Consider the following 15,208-nt stretch of genomic DNA (forward strand, 5'->3'; position numbering starts at 1 on the left):
AAAAAACAATTTGCTATTTCATGATTTGCCTTTTCGCTTCACCGACTACGAATGCCACCGCGTTGGCGATATTGAAGCTCCGCACCAAAGGTGAAATGGGAATTTTCAAATGGTTTTCAAATTGCGCCAATACTTCTTTGCTCAATCCCACACTTTCCTTTCCGAACACCAGCCAATCGCCATCCCGGAAATCATTGTCCAGGTAACTCTTCTGCGCATGCGAACTAAACAGGAAAACCCGCGATAAGTCCGGTACGGCAGCCATCCATTCCGCCACGTCCTGGTATTCGGTTTTATCGAGATGCACCCAGTAATCGAGTCCGGCGCGCTTCACACTCGTATCGGTAATCTTGAATCCAAAAGGATGAATCAGGTGCAGGCGGCTTTCAGTACCCACACAAAGACGCCCAATATTTCCGGTATTGTTTGGGATTTCAGGTTCAACGAGGACAATATTCAACATATGATATAATTTTGATGATAAGACAATCGGAAAAAAACGTTATCAGAGTGTAAATGACGCCACTTCAAGCACGTCTCCTGATTTCAAATGGTTAAGATACACATTCCCGATCCTCACGCGCACCAGCCGCAGCGTCGGAAATCCCACAGCTGCTGTCATCTTTCGAACCTGCCGGAATTTTCCTTCCTTTAAAGTGATGGATACCCAGCTTGTAGGGCCATGGCGCTCATCCCGGATTTTTTGCCCCCGTGGCGGCAAGTCAGGTACGTCTAACAAACTCGCGTTACATTTACGGGTGGTATATTTTTTTCCATTAAAGCCGATTTCTACACCATTCATCAATTTATCAACCGCATCCTGTGTGATCACTCCGTCCACCTGTGCATAATATTCCTTTTCAACTTTCTTTCCGCGTACGATCTCGCTCATCATGCCATCGGTGGTGAGCAGCAGCAATCCCTCTGAATCTTCATCGAGACGGCCAATGGCCATCGTGCCTGCTGCGAAAGGATATAATTCACCCAAGAGTTTTTTCTTCCGTTTTAACTCGTAAATGAATTGGCTGAGATAACCGTATGGCTTGTGGATAATGTAATGATGGTGCTCCATATATGGCAAAGATAAATCAGCTTTACTTTAAATGTATGTTAAACAGAAAGGATTTGCGCAGATAAACGCGTAAATTCAGTAATTATAAACGCTAAATATATTGCATCATGGACCACAATAAAGACCTTGGAAACAAAAAAATCAACAACGAACAGGAAGTCAATGAAGGATTCAGTGGGGAGAATATTCCAAAAGATTACAACCCATCAAAATCCAAATTACAACCTGAAACTGAAACTGACGACAAAGGCAACGAGCACAATGTCCAACGCGCAAGGAATACCGACACAACGACCGAAAACGAAAGCAACGGCGACGGTAAGGAAACCAAATCGTATGACGGCGACATGAGGTCGCAGGTTGAAAACAAAGACCGCAATTCAGACATTGCAACCAACCGCTATCCTAATTCGCACCCGGAAAACCACATCAACCGCGGAAATATGGATAACGAATGATTTCTGGTATGCGATAAAAAGGAAACGGAATCGATGCTTAGACAGTAAGCAGCGTTATCCGATTTCGTCAGCGAAAATGAAAAACCGTAAAAGTATAGTATCTTACTGGTAAACAGTCTTTTCAGAAAAACATAAGTAGAAGTGTTTGTGTAGGATACAAACCGGAAACGATGCTTCTTCTTAATTTCCTGTTAAATTATAACACAATGTAAAAATACTATAATCCTGCAGATACACGTTTGAAGTAATTTAGTAAAAAGATTAGGAACTATAAAACCAAACGTTATGAAAACTTTATCCTTAATGCTGTCGATAGGTGTATTTGTTGTATCGGGTTACTTTTTTATAAATGATTTCAGGGATTCTGCCGAGTTAAATTACCTTATATATATGAGCCTTTTGGTAATATTGATGTTGATTTGCGTCGTCGGTGTCATGATCAACCTTCCGATGATTATTCGCCAAAGAAGAAAAATGAGGTCATTGATTTACAACAGCTATTCTGCCAAACGCATTCCCAACAAGGAATTTGATAAGCAATTCAGCATCCACTAAGTCTATCTATTCTCTATATACTGCTGGTTCCGCATCATTTTTTTGGTGCGGAACTTTTTTATTTCCGGGAGCTGTTCCTGCTCTACACTGTATTTTCTTCTTTTTAAACAAAAAAGAAAAAGGATGCCTGCCGAAGCGTCGGGACGATCAGGGCTACTGCGGCGCCCCAATTGCAAAAACCACGATTAATCAAAATCAGATAGCCGTCCATTTAATTTGTTTCGTTACTTTTACTTTTCACAACAAACGCCACACAAAATGGAAATTGTCACTACGCTGATCGTCTTTATTATTGCCCTCGCCGTCGGAATCTTTATCGGGAAACTCCTATTTTCTGCGCGATTTCAGGCAGACAAAACCAGCCTCGAGGAGAAGATAATCTCCCTGAATACCCAATACGCTTATATTGACACCCAATTGAAAAATGAAAAGGCGGCGATGGAAAAGCAATTGCAGTTACTAATTCAGGAGCGGGAACACATACGTACAGAAAAAGAAGCATTCGCGATACAACTTTCAAAAAAGGAAACGGATTTTGACAACCTGCTGGAGCGCCACTCCGAACAAAAGGCAGAAGTCGAAAAACTGCAGGAAAAATTTACAAAAGAATTTGAAAATCTTGCCAATAAGATACTCGAGGAAAAATCAGTGAAATTTACCGAGCAAAACCGTGAAAACCTTAAAAATATATTGTCACCGCTGCATGAAAAAATACACCTTTTTGAGAAAAAAGTAGAAGACACCCACAAGGAAAGCATCGATTACCACGCGGCGCTGCGCCAGCAAATCCTCGGGCTTAGGGAAATGAATGAGCAAATGAGCAAAGAGACACTAAACCTTACCAAAGCCCTGAAAGGCGACAGCAAGATGCAGGGCAATTGGGGCGAATTGATCCTCGAGCGCGTACTTGAAAAATCAGGTTTGGAAAAAGGAAGGGAATATTTCGTACAGCAAAGCCATAGTAATGAAGACGGAAGCCGCGTATTTCCCGATGTGGTCATCAACCTGCCCGACGGCAAAAAAATGATTGTAGATTCGAAAGTGACGCTGACAGCCTATGAACGTTATATAAATGAAGAAGACGATGCCCTGAAAGCTACCTACCTGAAAGACCATGTGCTTTCAGTACGCAGGCATGTGGAACAGCTTGGCGATAAAAATTATCATGATCTGTACCAAATGGAAAGCCCGGATTTCGTACTGCTGTTTATTCCCATTGAGTCTGCTTTTGCCACTGCGCTGAATGAAGATACCACGCTCTACAACCGCGCTTTTGAAAAGAATATCGTCATCGTGACACCGTCTACACTGCTTGCGACGCTTCGTACGATTGACAGCATGTGGACAAATCAGAAGCAGCAGGAAAACGCACTCGAAATAGCTAGGCAGGCGGGCGCATTGTACGATAAATTTGAAGGATTTGTCACGGATCTGGTGAAGATTGGAAAGAAGATGGACGAAGCTAAAACGGAGTACCAGGGCGCGATGAACAAATTGATCGATGGCAAAGGAAACCTGATTACCAGCGTCGAAAAACTCCGGAAAATGGGCGCCAAGGCGAAGAAAGCGATTCCAGAGAATATTTTGCGGCGCGCCGAAGCCGATGAAAATGATCAAATCGAATCCTGATGGAAAAAATATACAAACCGGTTTCGGCGTCGCACGTCACTATTTCGGAATTGATGCTGCCGTCGCATTCAAATTTCAGCGGCAAAATCCATGGCGGATATATTTTGTCACTGCTTGACCAAATTGCCTTTGCCTGTGCATCAAAATTTTCAGGTTTTTATTGTGTTACTGCCTCAGTGGATACGGTAGATTTCCTAAACCCCATAGAAATCGGGGAATTGGTTACAATGAAAGCCAGTGTGAATTATACTGGAACCAGCTCGATGATCATCGGCATACGTGTGGAATCGGAAAATATCCGTACAGGAACGGTCAAACATTGCAATTCCTCCTATTTTACAATGGTCGCCAAGGACAAAGACGGCACGAACGCAAAAGTTCCGGGGTTGATACTGTCAGACTTTGAAGATGTGCGTCGTTTTTACCGCTGTATCAAACAGATTTCACAAAAAAGAGAACGCGACAGCCACGAAGAAATTTTTGATTACAAATCCCGATCAGCACTGGAAAAACTTAAGGACTACAATGTGCAGGTAGGGTTTTGAGCCCGACAACTGTTTTTTTACGATTGCGAGATTTTGCGACAATAGATTAGATATCTTCAATATCTTATCAACAATACTACATATATAACACATTTACTATGGCTGCGTTAACAAAAATTTATTATTTTTGGTCAGCTTTTTAAAAAACATATGAGACAGAATTACAAACTTTTACCTTATTTATTGTTGCTCACCGCAGTTTTAATCACAACGTTTATCGCCTGTTCGAAAAATGATGACGACGATGAATACGTGGAACCCACTCCGGTTTCGCCGGTTACCGTGGACTTGACACAGGTACCCTATGCCACACTATCAGAATATAAATTTTTTGATGGTCCGTTGAAAAACCTGAAACCATCGTTGGACGTGCTTCCCTATGCACCGGCAAGTTCGTTGTTTTCGGATTACGCCCACAAAAAACGTTTTGTCTGGATGCCAAAAAACACCAAAGCCACTTTCAACAGCGATGGAACAATTTTGGAACTTCCTGTAGGCGCGGCGCTAATTAAGAACTTCTATTATGACAACGTGCAAAACATTGCGACACCCGGCGGGACAAGGATTATTGAAACCCGGATTATGATTCGCAAATCAACCGGCTGGATTTTTGCTGATTACAAGTGGAATGCCGAGCAAACGGAAGCTACGCTTGATCTTGATGGAAGTTTTACAGATATAACATGGAAAGATGAAAACAATGTGGTTAAAACCGCCAATTACAGAATTCCGAACGAATCGCAGTGCATCATCTGTCATAAATCGCGAGACATCAATGATGTAGTTACGTTTATACCGATTGGGATTAAGCCACAAAACCTGAATTTCGACTACAACTATGGAACTGAAACCAAGAACCAGTTGACAAAATGGATTGAAGCAGGTTATCTGGATAGCAATTTTACATTTCCGACCGCGGAAAACACTACGATCGATTACAATGACACCTCAAAACCTTTGGAATTGCGTGCCCGCAGCTATGTAGACATTAACTGCGCGCACTGTCACGGTGTGGATCGCCATTGCGATTACAGGCCTATGCGATTTGCTTTTTCCGAAACAAAGAACAATCTGGTGAATATGGGGGTTTGCGTCAACACCCAAGACATGCAGGGATTTTCACCCTCTTTGGGTAAAATCATTACCGGAGGAAGACCTGAAGAGTCGATGTTGTATTACAGGATCAACACTACAGACGAAACTTACAGAATGCCGCTTCATGGAAGAACGGTAATCCACGAAGAAGGTGTTGCCTTGATGCGTGACTGGATTAACACACTGGACCGCTGTAATTAATTTAAGAACCAACCTAAACTAAAAATAATGAAGTTAAAAAATTACAAAACAACAAAGATATCGCTGGTCTGTAGTCTTAAGCTATTGATATTGACAACTTTTGCCGGCATACAGTTTGGCTATTCACAAAACAGTTGCGCGACCGCAATTCCAATCACCCAGGGAAACTATACTGTGGATGCGATAAACGGGTCAAACATCTCCACGACGTGTTCTACCGCGGCGCTTGGAGAATGGTACAGTTATACCCCTCTTGTAAACCATAGTGTAACTGTTAGTTCGGATCTGCCTGAAAACAGCTGTAAAGACACTAATTTCAGCGTTTATACCGGAACGTGCAATGGTTTGACCTGTTACGCTGAGGATGATGACGGGGGTAATATTATTTGCACAAATAACAACCAGTCCTATCTGTCAACTAAGACTTTTGACGCGATGGCTGGCGTAACTTACTATATTGTTTGGGATAACAAGTGGAGCACTACCGGTTTTGCATTTAAGCTTACCGAAGCTGCTTTCGTTCCGAGTCCCTGTTCTACGGCGACTGCAGTTACTGCGGGAATAACTTCAGTGGCTGCGATAGATGGAGCAAACATCAATACGAATTGCTCTTCAACATCGCAAGCAAAATGGTACGCTTACAGCCCGTCTCAGGATTACCACGTAACGGTGTCATCGGACTTGGCTGTAAACCTTTGCAAAAACACCAATTTTAGTGTATACACGGGATCTTGTTCTGGAGGCCTTACTTGTGTATCCGGCGATGACGATTCAGGGATTTTAGTTTGTGACTCCGGAAACAACCTTTCTAACTTGTCCAAGAAATCCTTCAATGTTACGGCGGGTACCATATATTATATTGTTTGGGATGACAAGTATTCCGCGGACGGTTTCGATTTTGAACTTATTGAAGCACCTATCGTTTATCCAGTAACCTATACCGCTCAGAACATCGGCACCATTAATAGCGGCTTTAACAATTGCGTAGTCGATATGAACGGTGATTCATTGGATGATATCGTCGGCGTAAGCAACAATGCACTCAAAATTCATTATCAAAATACCAACGGCACGTTTACAGTCGGAAACTTCACGGTTCCGGGAACGGGATTCCAACCTGATTGGAGTATTGCCGCCGGCGATTACAATAAAGATGGATTCAATGACCTGCTACTTGGAAGCAGTAACGGCCTTACATTTTGGAGATCAAATGCTACGGGTACCGCATACACCAGCGTTACTCCGGGCCAGTACATTTTCTGCCAGAGAACAAATTTTGTTGACATTAACAATGACGGAAATCTCGATGCATTCTCCTGCCACGATATCAATCCAAATGTCTATTATATTAACAATGGAACGGGAGGGATGACATACTACCAATCTGGCGTCACCTCGGGGGCCTATTCTTTAGGAATTACTCCAGGAGGCGGAAATTATGCTTCTCTTTGGACAGATTACGACAACGACGGTGATGTCGATATGTTTATATCTAAATGCTCAGGACCTCCGTGCGAGTTACACCGCAACGATGGGAATGGTGTTTTTACCGATGTTTCTGCGCTGGCCGGAATCAATGTAACCCCAATCCAGTCATGGTCTTCTGCAATTGCTGACTTTGATAACGATGGTGACATGGATATCATCATTGGCTCGAACGGAGCGGTTGGGCACAAATTTTTCAGGAATGACCTTGACACCTCTAACAGCACAGAAGAAGCTTTCACCAATATTACTTTAGGCTCAGGTTGGGATACAGATGGTACCAATAACAGGGATTACATTGCGTATGATTTCGACAACAATGGATTCGTCGACGTATTAGGTAGTGGAGGCAAAATAATGTTTAACCAGGGAGATAATACTTTTGCTCCAAGCGAATACCCTGCAATTAGCGTTGGTGGCGTGGGAGACCTCAATAACGACGGCTTTTTGGATATCCAGATTGGAAATACAATTCAATATGCAGTACCAAATGGGAATCACTGGATTAAAGTGGCGCTTAAAGGCGTTCAAAGTAATAGTAATGGTATAGCTGCGAGGGTTGAAATATATGGTGCATGGGGTAAACAAATGCGTGACATCAGAAGTGGTGAGGGATTTGAATTCATGAGTTCATTAAATGCTCACTTTGGTATCGGTAGCGCAACTGCAATCGATAAAGTTGTGATTACCTGGCCAAGTGGAACAATTGACGTCATCAACAATCCTGCGATTGACAGCATGCTTAAAATAACTGAAGCGTCTTTCCCTCTTGCAATTACTGAGGCCGAAAATGAATCATTTATAATTTACCCAAACCCAGCAGGCGACACGATTAACATCAAAACCAAATCAAATGCCGGGATAATTAAAGCGGAAATATATGACCTGACCGGTAAACTGATTCTCAAAAAAGAATCGGTGAACAGCAGTATACCGGTAAACAGCCTTTCAAATGGAACCTATATGTTGAAAGTGTTGGATGTAAATGGCCATCAATACACTCAAAAATTTGTAAAATCATAATTTGATAAAAGCGGCTTGGAAATATACAAGCCGCTTTTTTTTCGAACATATTTAATCAACCATCAAAACTATAGTAATATGAATTTAGAAAACTACGCTAAATCGAAATTATCCTTCGTGGGTAATTTCGGACTCTTGCTTTTACTAATGGCCTGCTTTGGATTTCATTCCTCCTATGGACAAAATTCCTGTGCGGCGCCACTGACAGTTACTGCAGGCACTTACACCGTTGCACAGATTGACGGGACTAATATTAGTACGACCTGTTCAACCGCATCATTCGCGGAATGGTTTGCCTATACGCCCACCGCAAACTATAGCGTCACAGTGACATCAGATCTAATCCAGAACATATGTGGTGACACTAACTTTACAGTATATACCGGGAGCTGCGGTGCCTTAAGCTGTTACGCCAAAGATGATGACTCGGGTACCATTGCCTGCAACGTTGCCCCAAATACAAACCAGACCTATCTTTCAAAAAAGACTTTTGATGCATTGGCAGGCGTAACGTACTATATTGCGTGGGACAGCAAATGGAATACAAATGGTTTTGACTTTCAAATAATTGAGGCACCATTTGTCCCAAGCCCATGTTATAACGCTACTTCAATTTCAGCCGGAACAGTGACCATAAATGCCATCGACGGAACAAATGTCAATACTACCTGTTCGACCGCGCCGTTGGCAAAATGGTATGCTTATACGCCTACACAGGATTATTTTGTTACAATTACCTCGGATCTGCCTCAAAATATTTGCAAAAATACCTTTTTCAGCGTGTATACCGGATCTTGTTCGGGAGGCCTTACGTGCGTTACAAGCGACGACAACTCCGGCGTTATTGCGTGTGATTCTGGAAATACCTTTTCTTACCTATCACAAAAGTCGTTTAATGTAGTTGGAGGAACCACTTACTACATTGCCTGGGATAGTAGAGGTGGAACTGATGGTTTTGACTTTCAGCTTTCTGAGGCACCTACGCCGTGTGCCAGCGCAATCGCTATCACTGCCGGAACAATTACCGTAGACGTGGTAAATGGCACAAATGCGAGCACAACCTGCTCTACCGCCACACAGGGAAAATGGTATGTGTATACGCCATCACAGGACTATCATGTCACCATTACATCAGATCTGCCACAAAATATTTGCAAGGACACAAACTTTAATGTTTACACTGGATCATGTACCGGAACACTGACATGCTTTGCCAGCGATGACAACTCAGGGAATATCGCTTGTGATTCAGGAAATAGTTTTTCAAATCTCTCAAAAAAGACGTTTGACGTCGTGGGTGGAACAACGTACTACATCGCATGGGATAATAAATGGAGCTCAGATGGATTTGATTTCGAGTTAACTGAAAATCAAATAATTGTTCCGGTAAACTACACCTCACAAACAATTGCCACCATTCCAAATACCGGATATAATATCTGTGTTGCAGATATGAATGGTGATTTACTCGACGATATTGTCAGCGTAAACACCAACGCCCTGAAAATTCACTACCAGAACACCAATGGAATTTTTACCGTAGGGAGTTTCACAGTACCAGGAAACAGCAACATGCCCGGCTGGAGTATGGCCGCCGGTGACCTAAATAAAGATGGATACAATGATTTGCTATTGGGCAGCAGTAACGGACTTACTTTCTGGAAATCAAATGAAACCGGAACAGCCTACACCAGCGAAACACCTGGAGAGTACATTTTTTGTCAAAGGACCAATTTTGTTGACATCAATAATGATGGAAATCTGGATGCTTTTTCATGTCATGATATTGACCCGAATGTCTATTACCTTAACAACGGAGATGGCACAATGACCTACTACCAGTCTGGTACCACACCTGGAGCTTATTCTCTTGGCGTGACACCGAGCGGTGGAAATTATGCTTCACTCTGGACAGATTATGATAATGACGGTGACGTCGATATGTTTATCTCTAAATGCTCTGGTCCTCCATGTGAGTTGCATAGAAATGATGGAAATGGTGTTTTCACAGACATTTCTGCGCTGGCAGGAATTAATGTTACACCAATCACGACCTGGTCCTCTGCCATTGCCGACTTTGACAATGACGGCGACATGGACATCATGATTGGTAAAAATGGATCAGTCGGTGGTAAATTTTTCCGAAATGATCTTGATACGTCAAATAATGTAGAAGAACCGTTTGTTAATGTTACCGCGGGATCAGGCTGGGAATCAGACACCAGCAACAACCAGGACTATGTCGCCTACGATTTTGACAACGACGGATGGGTCGATATCTTTGGCGCGGGGGGAAAAATAATGTTCAACCAAGGCGATATGACATTCCTCCCCACCGTCTATACCAATCTAAATCCCGGACCCATAGGAGATTTGAACAATGACGGTTTTCTTGATTTTCAAAGTGGCGCTACCATTCGGTATGCTGTGCCAAATGGAAACCATTGGCTGAAAGTAGGGCTTAAAGGAACCACAAGCAACAAAAACGGAATTGCAGCAAGGGTTGAAATATACGGTGCATGGGGCAAACAAATTCGGGACATCCGAAGTGGCGACGGCTTCAGGTACATGAACTCAATAAATGCACATTTCGGGATCGGCAGTGCCACAACAATTGATAAAATTGTCATCAACTGGCCAAGCGGTACCATTGACGTCATTAATAATCCCTCTATTGACAGCATGGTTACTGTAAACGAAGGTGCCTTCCCACTGACGATAACAGAGGCAGAAAATGATGCATTCGTCATATTTCCAAATCCTGTAAGTGATATCCTTAATATCAAATCAAGATCAAATGCGGCAATCATTAAAGCCGAAATTTTTGATATGGCCGGAAAAATGATCCTGAAAAAAGAATCAGTTAACAGTACCATTCCTGTAAACACTTTGTCAAACGGAACATACATCATCAAAATTCTCGATGTAAACGGTAGGCAATACACTCAAAAATTTGTAAAATCATAAATTTTCACCATAAACGGGAAATAAAAAAACCGCTCCTTATCCGGAGCGGTTTTTTTTTGTAGTCGTCTAGAAAGTTAAAATACCCGCGCCAGGTTAAATCCAAAGAAAATATCCCCTTTCCCCCAGTCCCCGGTCGTTTGTCCAAGGAATCCCGCTTCGTGTATCTGCTGTGAACTGGTGAAGTGCATTTGGAAAACATGCCCGCCAGTTTCAAGATCCACACCCACTGACAAAGGATTTTTATAAATGGAATTGGAAGCCCTATTTAGATGAGCAGCATAGTCTACATTCACCGACCATCTTTTTCCAAGCTTGTACCTTCCTCCCATTCCGATGGCGTACTGTGTATTATTCTGGTCGTCGTTGTCCACAAAATTTTCATGGAAAACAGTTGGCGCCAATTCCAGTGACAGTTTGTCGTTGAATTTTCTTGAAATCAGCAATTGTTGTACATAAATCAATCGATTATCAAACTTTAACTTCGGATAATTGCTTTCTTTTAGGGTATTGTTGATTGCGAGACTGCTAAAACCGGCAATAGCAAATGGAAAGCCGTCTTTAATCTGGCTTTGCAAACCATACTTTAATGAAAAATCATAAGCCATCTCACTTCTGGCACCACTTATGGTAAGCCATTCGGTAAGCCCGTATAAAAACTTTAGCTGGGTCATCGCGTTGTCCAATCCATAAAATCCCTCAAAATCGTCCTTAATGGAGCCAAACCGGTGCGCAACAATAAAATACAAATCGCCTTTTGCAGCCAGTTTTGTGGATTCAATATTGACGATTTTAAGTCCCTTAAATGCTGACTGTACCGTTTCCTTTGTGGCCACAGAATCCACTCCGGACAACAAATCATCCTGCGCAAACGTGAGGACGGGCAAAAATAAAAATGCTAGTAGTAATTTTTTCATAGAAATTTGATGTTAGATAGTTGATGTAAAATAATGCTATTGGGAAATCGCGGCCTGATCCAGCTTGAACTCTTCTAAAAGATCGTCATAACCGAGGAAGCGTCCTTTAATTTTAATTTGCTTTCCAACTTCTAAACTGTTGGTTTGTGTCGAATCCATTAAAGTGGCCGATAATTTCTCATCGACAATTAAAGTGTGGTCTGATAAATCCCCTTCAGTGATATTACCGTATACTTCTATAGTCTTATCCAGATATTTCTTATTGGAGGATTCGGGGTTCTTCGAGAATTCTTGCTGCAATTCCGCAACCGAGACTGAAAACCCAGCCGCCTCTGAAGCGATGTCCCGATGGCCATGATACATGTAACGATAGCCTCCATAGGCGATAACACCTAAAATTAAAAGTCCAATGAGTAATTTCTTTTTCATAAATATTTTTTTCTTACAAACTTAATTATTTTTTTATATCTCACTTTCGATTAACTTTATTATTTACTTTTGAACAAAAAACTATGCACATGACCATCAAAACACTATTTAAATTAACATTTGCCACGGTACTTCTTACCTCGTGCAATAATGACAGCCCGGATGACCTGATTGACAACATACCGCTGCCGGAAACCGTAACGTACGAAGCTAATGTAAAATCCATCATTACCAATAACTGCCTCAGTTGTCATACCGCGCCACCTGTTAATGGAGCCCCTATGCAGTTAACTACTTACGAGGATGTGAAAAATGCGGTTTTAAACAGAGGCCTTTTAAATCGTATCGCCAGGCAAAACGGGGAAGATGGACTGATGCCAAATGGCGGACCCAGAATGCCCCAGCAAAATATCGATATCATCAACCAATGGGCAACCGATGGATTACCTGAACAATAAAAACCAATTACGATGAAAAAAATGATCACCTTTTTACTGTTGTTCTCCGCCGCTTTTTCTTCAGCACAGGACAAAATGATTACCAAAAACGGTAAGATTACTTTCGAAGCTTCTGTTCCTGCATTTGAAGAAGTCAAAGCCAAAAACGAAGGCGTGACCTGCGTACTTAATCCAAAAACAGGCGAGATTGCGAGCCTGGCGTTAATGAAAGGATTTCGTTTTAAAGTAGCCTTAATGGAAGAACATTTTAATGAAAACTACGTCGAGAGTGACAAATACCCGAAATCTACTTTCAAAGGAAAAATCGAAAATTTTGACGCATCAAAACTGACATCGACAGCAAAAGATTACACCATCAAAGGCAAACTGGAACTCCATGGAAAAACCAAGGACATTACCATTCCTGCTAAAATCCGAAAAACAGATGCGGGAATTGAGATCGTTTCTAATTTTACCGTCAACGCAGACGATTACGCCATTGCGATTCCTTCGGTAGTAAAAAGTAAAGTGTCGAATAAAGTCAGTGTAAAATGTGAATTCACAGTGAAGTAATACTACTTTCAAACAATAAAAAGCGCTCTGTTGAGCGCTTTTCTTTTGATATTAAATTTCAACTTTTTGAAAACTATTTAGCCTATCAAGATGGAGGATGGTTTTGGTATTCGCCTCATTCTCGGTGTACATCATGTCAAACTTTGCGCCATATACAATTTCGTTAAAAGTATAGGATGTCCGGGCGACAACGTCGGTGCTGAACATGTCGTCAAAAGTCTTGATGTACACGAGCAATTCGCCTTCTGTAGCATCGAAATCTTCTTTCCTGAAACCGAACAAAGGGCTCTCTTCCGTAATCGGATGCACTAAGGTCCAACTCAGTGTCAACGCATTGATTTTGTCCAACTCTAATTTTAGCGAGTAAAACTTGTTCGTCGGCGTACCATTCTCCTCCACGCTCATTCCAAGGGTAATTTTGGCCACGGCTTCAGAGAAATTCGTATTTTTAAACGGCGTCAACCGCAACATCAATGCTTTTCCGCCGCGATAAGGGGCAATTAACGCATGATGGGAAAACCTAAGGTGTGCAATCGGCTTGCTGAACCGCCCAAAGAACAAGCCGGTAGCAATCGCAAAACTCAACAACCCGACCAACGCCTCTGCTGCGGCCAGCGAACTGGTGAGAAATCCATTGGGGCTGATATGGCCATAACCCACAGTCGTAAAGGTCTGCGCACTAAAAAAATAAGCCTTTCCAAATTTTACAAGCTCACTCCCTGTCGTTTCAATTCCGTCAAGGTATTCTACACCAATCAGGTAATAAATACAGGCGAAAACAAAATTTACCAGAATATAGAACGAAAACAGGATGGCCATAAACTTCCATCGGGGCATACTGATCATCGTATGGTACCAACTAATCCTGTTAAAAAACGGCATGCCGCGCTTGCTGATGTTTGAAGTACCATCCTTATTGATAAACCGACCTCCGTAACTGCCCGGATTCGTCCCAAAACCGGTGTTGGCATCCGCGGTGGCTTTTGCATTTATTTTCCTGAGCAATGACATAATTTGCGTTTCGGTAAAACTAAAAAAAATCGCCGACTTCTTCATAGGGATTTTTCAACTCCAAAACCAATTTGGCTCGTCCCTATATCAGAAAACCACATTTTTTTTTAAATTTGACCAAAACCTCACATCATGAGCAGACTATATTATTTTAAGTATGCGTTTTTTAGTTTCGCAGCAGGCTGCACCACCTATTTCCTCGTAACCGGGCTGTTTGAGCTGGATTTTGATTCACCCAACGCCATATGGAAATGGCTCGGAAAAAGTTTTTTTGTGGGCGTAGTTTCAGGGCTGATCCTGGGGATCTTAAATGCCATCTTTAAGTATGCTCCAACGAAAATCTTTAAGCAAAAACCATGAGGATAAAATTCCAGTTGCCATTTTTAGCCCTGCTGTTTTTAGCGTGCAGCACCGAAAATGAAAAATCCGACGACTCTATTTTGGGCATTTGGAAAAACACCAAAGCCTACGACGGAAACACGGCAGGAAACAATCCGGTTGCACTCACAGGCTGTGAAAATTCCCTGCGATTGGCATTCGGCGTGGATTACTTCTACAATGAATCTTCAGTAAGCGCTGACGTTCCCTGTCCGTTAACAACCGAAAACACATATGTATGGTCAGAAACAGCAACAAATACGTTTGAATGCAGGCGCGCCGGTGACAATACGCTTTACTTCACCGCATCAATTGAAAACGGTGTCATGACGCTATTCCGCCCGGACCTCAACAGGACCTATCAGCTAAAACATAGCACCAATTAGTGCCATTTCACTTCTGAATCCTGAACTGTAAACTGAATACAATTCCGTAT

16 protein-coding genes are annotated in these 15,208 nt (G+C 42.2%); 11 read left to right on the forward strand and 5 right to left on the reverse strand.

The features are described from left to right. Positions 1–13: 13 nt before the first annotated feature. Complete coding sequence (locus CFE23_RS08785; RefSeq protein ID WP_291086818.1) at positions 14–463, reverse strand: tRNA (cytidine(34)-2'-O)-methyltransferase; 450 nt, start codon at positions 461–463, stop codon at positions 14–16. Between the two features lie 42 nt (positions 464–505). Further along, a complete protein-coding gene (locus tag CFE23_RS08790) occupies positions 506–1,072 on the reverse strand; it encodes a pseudouridine synthase (protein WP_291086820.1) in 567 nt (188 codons plus the stop codon). Between the two features lie 107 nt (positions 1,073–1,179). Between CFE23_RS08790 and CFE23_RS08795 the strand changes: the two genes are divergently transcribed. From CFE23_RS08795 to CFE23_RS08825, 7 genes are all read left to right on the forward strand, one after another. Then, a complete protein-coding gene (locus CFE23_RS08795; RefSeq protein ID WP_291086822.1) occupies positions 1,180–1,530 on the forward strand; it encodes a hypothetical protein in 351 nt (116 codons plus the stop codon). Between the two features lie 285 nt (positions 1,531–1,815). Next, on the forward strand, positions 1,816–2,085 hold the full coding sequence (locus tag CFE23_RS08800; RefSeq protein WP_291086824.1) for a hypothetical protein: 270 nt from the start codon (positions 1,816–1,818) through the stop codon (positions 2,083–2,085). A gap of 258 nt (positions 2,086–2,343) precedes the next feature. Then, the gene (gene rmuC, locus CFE23_RS08805; protein ID WP_291086829.1) at positions 2,344–3,714 is read left to right on the forward strand and encodes a DNA recombination protein RmuC; all 1,371 of its coding nucleotides are present in this window, start codon (positions 2,344–2,346) and stop codon (positions 3,712–3,714) included. Beyond that, complete coding sequence (locus CFE23_RS08810) at positions 3,714–4,259, forward strand: acyl-CoA thioesterase (RefSeq protein WP_291086831.1); 546 nt, start codon at positions 3,714–3,716, stop codon at positions 4,257–4,259. The genes rmuC and CFE23_RS08810 overlap by 1 nt, the downstream gene beginning before the upstream one ends. A 150-nt stretch (positions 4,260–4,409) precedes the next feature. Continuing rightward, on the forward strand, positions 4,410–5,555 hold the full coding sequence (locus CFE23_RS08815) for a hypothetical protein (protein ID WP_291086833.1): 1,146 nt from the start codon (positions 4,410–4,412) through the stop codon (positions 5,553–5,555). A 27-nt stretch (positions 5,556–5,582) separates the two neighbouring features. Beyond that, positions 5,583–8,063, forward strand: a complete 2,481-nt coding sequence (locus CFE23_RS08820; protein ID WP_291086835.1) for an FG-GAP-like repeat-containing protein — start codon at positions 5,583–5,585, stop codon at positions 8,061–8,063. Positions 8,064–8,141: 78 nt separating this feature from the next. Next, positions 8,142–11,030, forward strand: coding sequence for an FG-GAP-like repeat-containing protein (locus CFE23_RS08825; protein WP_291086837.1), 2,889 nt, complete (start codon positions 8,142–8,144; stop codon positions 11,028–11,030). A gap of 74 nt (positions 11,031–11,104) precedes the next feature. On the opposite strand, the gene CFE23_RS08830 is transcribed toward CFE23_RS08825, so the two are convergent. After that, the gene (locus CFE23_RS08830; RefSeq protein ID WP_291086839.1) at positions 11,105–11,944 is read right to left on the reverse strand and encodes a DUF5777 family beta-barrel protein; all 840 of its coding nucleotides are present in this window, start codon (positions 11,942–11,944) and stop codon (positions 11,105–11,107) included. Positions 11,945–11,980: 36 nt separating this feature from the next. Continuing rightward, complete coding sequence (locus tag CFE23_RS08835) at positions 11,981–12,373, reverse strand: hypothetical protein (protein WP_291086841.1); 393 nt, start codon at positions 12,371–12,373, stop codon at positions 11,981–11,983. A gap of 89 nt (positions 12,374–12,462) precedes the next feature. Between CFE23_RS08835 and CFE23_RS08840 the strand changes: the two genes are divergently transcribed. Both CFE23_RS08840 and CFE23_RS08845 read left to right on the forward strand, forming a co-directional pair. Continuing rightward, positions 12,463–12,831 (forward strand): hypothetical protein, encoded by a 369-nt coding sequence (locus CFE23_RS08840; RefSeq protein ID WP_291086843.1) that lies wholly within the window; start codon positions 12,463–12,465, stop codon positions 12,829–12,831. Between the two features lie 12 nt (positions 12,832–12,843). Then, positions 12,844–13,383 carry a YceI family protein gene (locus tag CFE23_RS08845; protein ID WP_291086845.1) on the forward strand — a complete coding sequence of 180 codons (540 nt, stop codon included), beginning with the start codon at positions 12,844–12,846 and terminating at the stop codon, positions 13,381–13,383. A 51-nt stretch (positions 13,384–13,434) separates the two neighbouring features. Here the strand turns inward: CFE23_RS08845 and CFE23_RS08850 are convergent, their stop codons facing one another. Continuing rightward, on the reverse strand, positions 13,435–14,394 hold the full coding sequence (locus CFE23_RS08850; protein ID WP_291086909.1) for an ion channel: 960 nt from the start codon (positions 14,392–14,394) through the stop codon (positions 13,435–13,437). Positions 14,395–14,526: 132 nt separating this feature from the next. Between CFE23_RS08850 and CFE23_RS08855 the strand changes: the two genes are divergently transcribed. Further along, positions 14,527–14,754, forward strand: coding sequence for a hypothetical protein (locus CFE23_RS08855; protein WP_291086847.1), 228 nt, complete (start codon positions 14,527–14,529; stop codon positions 14,752–14,754). Beyond that, positions 14,751–15,158: a hypothetical protein gene (locus tag CFE23_RS08860; protein ID WP_291086849.1), complete on the forward strand. Its 408-nt coding sequence runs from the start codon at positions 14,751–14,753 to the stop codon at positions 15,156–15,158. The genes CFE23_RS08855 and CFE23_RS08860 overlap by 4 nt, the downstream gene beginning before the upstream one ends. The last annotated feature ends 50 nt before the right edge of the window (positions 15,159–15,208 follow it).

Source organism: Flavobacterium sp. BFFFF1 (genome assembly GCF_002256285.1).
In the GTDB taxonomy this organism is placed as follows: Bacteria; Bacteroidota; Bacteroidia; order Flavobacteriales; family Flavobacteriaceae; genus Flavobacterium.

Bases quoted from the DNA above. Each gene is read 5' to 3' on its own strand.
- CFE23_RS08785 (WP_291086818.1), bottom strand. From the start codon at position 463: ATGTTGAATATTGTCCTCGTTGAACCTGAAATCCCAAACAATACCGGA.
- CFE23_RS08790 (WP_291086820.1), bottom strand. From the start codon at position 1,072: ATGGAGCACCATCATTACATTATCCACAAGCCATACGGTTATCTCAGC.
- CFE23_RS08795 (WP_291086822.1), top strand. From the start codon at position 1,180: ATGGACCACAATAAAGACCTTGGAAACAAAAAAATCAACAACGAACAG.
- CFE23_RS08800 (WP_291086824.1), top strand. From the start codon at position 1,816: ATGAAAACTTTATCCTTAATGCTGTCGATAGGTGTATTTGTTGTATCG.
- rmuC (WP_291086829.1), top strand. From the start codon at position 2,344: ATGGAAATTGTCACTACGCTGATCGTCTTTATTATTGCCCTCGCCGTC.
- CFE23_RS08810 (WP_291086831.1), top strand. From the start codon at position 3,714: ATGGAAAAAATATACAAACCGGTTTCGGCGTCGCACGTCACTATTTCG.
- CFE23_RS08815 (WP_291086833.1), top strand. From the start codon at position 4,410: ATGAGACAGAATTACAAACTTTTACCTTATTTATTGTTGCTCACCGCA.
- CFE23_RS08820 (WP_291086835.1), top strand. From the start codon at position 5,583: ATGAAGTTAAAAAATTACAAAACAACAAAGATATCGCTGGTCTGTAGT.
- CFE23_RS08825 (WP_291086837.1), top strand. From the start codon at position 8,142: ATGAATTTAGAAAACTACGCTAAATCGAAATTATCCTTCGTGGGTAAT.
- CFE23_RS08830 (WP_291086839.1), bottom strand. From the start codon at position 11,944: ATGAAAAAATTACTACTAGCATTTTTATTTTTGCCCGTCCTCACGTTT.
- CFE23_RS08835 (WP_291086841.1), bottom strand. From the start codon at position 12,373: ATGAAAAAGAAATTACTCATTGGACTTTTAATTTTAGGTGTTATCGCC.
- CFE23_RS08840 (WP_291086843.1), top strand. From the start codon at position 12,463: ATGACCATCAAAACACTATTTAAATTAACATTTGCCACGGTACTTCTT.
- CFE23_RS08845 (WP_291086845.1), top strand. From the start codon at position 12,844: ATGAAAAAAATGATCACCTTTTTACTGTTGTTCTCCGCCGCTTTTTCT.
- CFE23_RS08850 (WP_291086909.1), bottom strand. From the start codon at position 14,394: ATGTCATTGCTCAGGAAAATAAATGCAAAAGCCACCGCGGATGCCAAC.
- CFE23_RS08855 (WP_291086847.1), top strand. From the start codon at position 14,527: ATGAGCAGACTATATTATTTTAAGTATGCGTTTTTTAGTTTCGCAGCA.
- CFE23_RS08860 (WP_291086849.1), top strand. From the start codon at position 14,751: ATGAGGATAAAATTCCAGTTGCCATTTTTAGCCCTGCTGTTTTTAGCG.